Annotated in this window: 4 protein-coding genes; 1 reads left to right on the top strand and 3 read right to left on the bottom strand. The window is 65.8% G+C overall.

Features of this window, described 5'->3' with window-relative positions; genetic code table 11:
* Positions 1-1035, bottom strand: a 1035-nt coding sequence (locus ACI944_RS13405; protein ID WP_411719532.1) for a glycosyltransferase, incomplete at its 3' end; no start/stop codon positions are given.
* Positions 1036-1202: 167 nt separating this feature from the next.
* On the opposite strand from ACI944_RS13405, the gene ACI944_RS13410 reads away from it, so the two are divergent.
* Complete coding sequence (locus tag ACI944_RS13410; RefSeq protein ID WP_411719533.1) at positions 1203-2114, top strand: hypothetical protein; 912 nt, start codon at positions 1203-1205, stop codon at positions 2112-2114.
* 26 nt (positions 2115-2140) lie between these two features.
* On the opposite strand, the gene ACI944_RS13415 is transcribed toward ACI944_RS13410, so the two are convergent.
* Both ACI944_RS13415 and ACI944_RS13420 read right to left on the bottom strand, forming a co-directional pair.
* The gene (locus ACI944_RS13415) at positions 2141-2887 is read right to left on the bottom strand and encodes a cobalt-precorrin-7 (C(5))-methyltransferase (RefSeq protein WP_411719534.1); all 747 of its coding nucleotides are present in this window, start codon (positions 2885-2887) and stop codon (positions 2141-2143) included.
* Positions 2884-3342: precorrin-8X methylmutase (locus tag ACI944_RS13420; protein ID WP_411719535.1), on the bottom strand; the 459-nt coding region annotated here is incomplete at its 5' end. The genes ACI944_RS13415 and ACI944_RS13420, both read right to left, overlap by 4 nt.

A 3342-nucleotide genomic window follows, 5' to 3' on the forward strand; every position in this document is an offset into this window, starting at 1 on the left:
GTGGGCGGTCAAAACCAACAGCACGCCACCGGCGAGCACGGCCCCCACGGCCCGCCCGACCGCGATGGCGTCCGTGAGGTCGCGGTCACCAGTAAGGGCTTCTCGAAGGCGCATATGGACGACCTGCACGTGGCCGATCCGCCAGCGCTTGCGTTGTCCCCAGAGATCCCGCAGGCAGTGCGGTGCCTCCATCGAACTCGTACACCGGCGGTTCCCGGTGACGGTGAGGCCGGCGCGGTGACACTGGTGGGAGAAGTAGATGTCCTCGGTCAACACGTCGGCGTAGCCCCCGACCGCGTCGAAGGCCTCCCGCGTGAACCCGGTCGCAGAACTCTGACAGTGGGTGAACCCGACGAACTCGCCGATCAAGTAACCGGTCTGGACGACGACTCGCTCGCAGTAGGCGAGTGTCTCAACTGCCCCTGTGGGCCGCGGGAGCCGCCGGCCTTGGAAGACGTCGGTCTCCCCCAGCAACTCGCCCACTGCGGTGGCAACGAACCCCGGAGAGGCGCGTTCGTCGGCGTCGAAAACGACGAAGTGTTCGGCATCGCTACGCTCGACAGCACAGTTGATTGCGGCCGCCTTTGACCCCGGACGGTCGTTGAGTAGACACGTGACGGGATCGTAGCGTTCGGCGAGCTCACGTGCCTTCGCCCGCGTCCGGTCGTCATCGGGCTCAACGACGACCGCGATCTCGAGCGGATCGTAGTCGTTTTCGAGGAGGCTGGTGACGCTCTCGGCGACGACGCTGGCGTCGCGATAGGCGGGCACGATCGCTCGAACCGGCGGCCCAGAGGTCACTCGTTCGCCGGGATCGCCCCGCCAGACGTCATAGACGAGCAACGACCCGGTGGCGAGGACGACAAAGGTGAACAGCCCGACGTAGACGGCCCCCTCGAGAAAGACGATGACGAACAACGGTCGGACAGCGACCGTCCAGATGTCTGCCCCTGTGAGGAACCCGACGACGAGCAGGGCGGTAATACCGAGCCACGTCCCGGCGTTTTCGGCGATACGATCGAGTCCCGGCATCATGTTCTGGTTTTATCGTCCCTCGAGTATTTAAAACTCTGCAATCCGACTCGCTCGGCGTACTCTTCGCGTACAGACTCGCTCCCGAGCGCTTCCAGTGAGTCCCCCGCTCGGATACGTCCCCGATCCGTTCCGATACGTAATTCACGTCGAAGCGCCCACAGGCGCGCATGGGATTCGACGACTGGGTCTCCGTCTCCGCCGAGAAGATCCGAAAGAAAGGGATCGAAGGGCTCGGCGACGTCGCCTACGACCTCTACACCGGTCTGTGGTGGCTCGCCTGGCCGCTCCCGCGCGGAACGAACGTCTACGAGCGCGAGTGGGACCTCCTCGTCGTTCTTGACGCTTGCCGGGTTGACCTTCTCCAATCGGTCGCCGACGAGTACGACTTCCTCGGAGATATCGAGCGTGTCGAATCGGTTGGCAGCATGTCCAAGGAGTGGATGGCGAAGACATTCACCGACGAGCACGCCAACGAGGTGGCCGAGACGGCCTACGTCACGAGCAACGTTTTCTCCGAACGGATGCTCGATGCCGACCGTTTCGAGACCCTGGAGGAGGTGTGGCGCGACGGCTGGGACGGGACAGCCGACACCGTTCTCCCGCGGACGATGACCGACCGTGCGATCCGGATCGCCCGCGAGAACGACCCCGATCGACTGATCGTCCACTACGTCCAGCCGCATCATCCGTTCGTCGATCTCGATGCGGGGTTCGACGCCGACCCGTTCGGCCCGGCGCTCTCCGACACCGTCGTCGACGCGCTCCGCAAGGGCAAGATCGATCGGGAGAGGTTCTGGAGAGCATACCAAGACAACCTTCGGTTGGCGCTCGACGATGTCGAACTCCTCCTCTCCAACGTTGACGCCGAGCGCGTCGCAATCACGGCAGATCACGGCGACGCGCTCGGGGAGTGGGGGATCTACGACCATCCGGTCGGCTGTCTCCACCCCGCGGTCCGAACGGTGCCGTGGGCGACCACGACCGCGACCGACCGCGACACGCACGACCCCGAGATCGACCGAGAGGTCGACGATTCAGATGTGGAAGACCGCCTCCAAGCGCTCGGGTATGTGGGGTAGAACGGATCAACACCCAACGACCGCAGTTACCGTCGAACGACGAACACCGACAGGTCGGAGAACGCCGTCTCCTCGCGGGAGTCGATGTCAGCGGCGAGTTCTGACAGCGACGTGTGCGTGATCGCTTCGTCGTCGTGGGTTAGCCGCTCACAAATAAGCGCCTCGTGGTCCGACGCCCCCGATTCGAGCAGCCGGTGGGCGATCCGTTCCGGCATCCAATCGAACGGTCGAGGGATAACGAGTAGATGCCGGTCGCCGACATCCCGTTCGAGCCGTTCGAGGTCGGCCTCGATCGGCCCCCTCTTGTGGAGGGTGACGAAGGTCGCCTCCTCCATCGGCGTCCGCGCCCGCGAAGCTGCGATCTGCACCGAAGAGATACCGGGGATCACCTCGACGGGTGCGTCAACCGCCGACTCGACCTTGCCGACGAACTGGTAGCCGGAGTGATTCGGATCGCCCATCAACACCGCCGTCCCGCGTTCGCCACCGGCGACCCGATCGGCGAACGCCGCGAGGGTTTCGGGCTCGTCGCCGTAGCCACAGGTCAGCGCGTCGCCGTCGATCTCGTCCTCGACGAACTCGACGACGGTTTCGAAGCCGACGACGACGTCGGCCTCCCGGATCGCGCGTGCGCCCCGTGGGGTGAGGAACTCCGGGTTACCGGGGCCGATCCCGACGGCGTACACCGGGGTGTCGGAGCCGGCGGACTCGACTTCGCTACGTTCGGCCGCGAACGCGCCCGGATCGTCAGGAAATTCGACGCCGTCGGTCATCGTTCCAACTCCACGTCGCCGTCGCGGGCGTCGCTCGCGACGTGAACCAGTTCGTTCGTCAGCCCGGCCGCAAGGCCGCTGCCGCCGCGGCGACCGACGTTCGTGATCGCCGGCACGTCGCACTCGGCACAGACCTCTCGGATCCGGTCTCGGCTCTCGGCGGCCTTGACGAAGCCGACCGGCGTGGCGACAACGACGGCCGGACGGGTGCCCTGTTCGATGCAGTCGGCAAGCGCCAGCGCCGCCGTGGGGGCGTTGCCGATCGTCGCGATTGCGCCGTCGTAGACGCCCTCGCTATCGAGTTCGAGCACCGACGCGGCGGTCCGCGTCATCCCGGTTTCGGCGGCCAACTCCGCGCCGTTCCCGATCGCCTTCCGGACGGGGCAGTCGTGCCCCCGCCCCGTAATCCCCGCTTTGACCATCGTGATGTCCGTGACGATCGGGCGTTCCTCAAG

The sequence above is a fragment of the Natronomonas sp. genome, from assembly GCF_046710025.1.
Taxonomy (GTDB): Archaea; Halobacteriota; Halobacteria; order Halobacteriales; family Haloarculaceae; genus Natronomonas.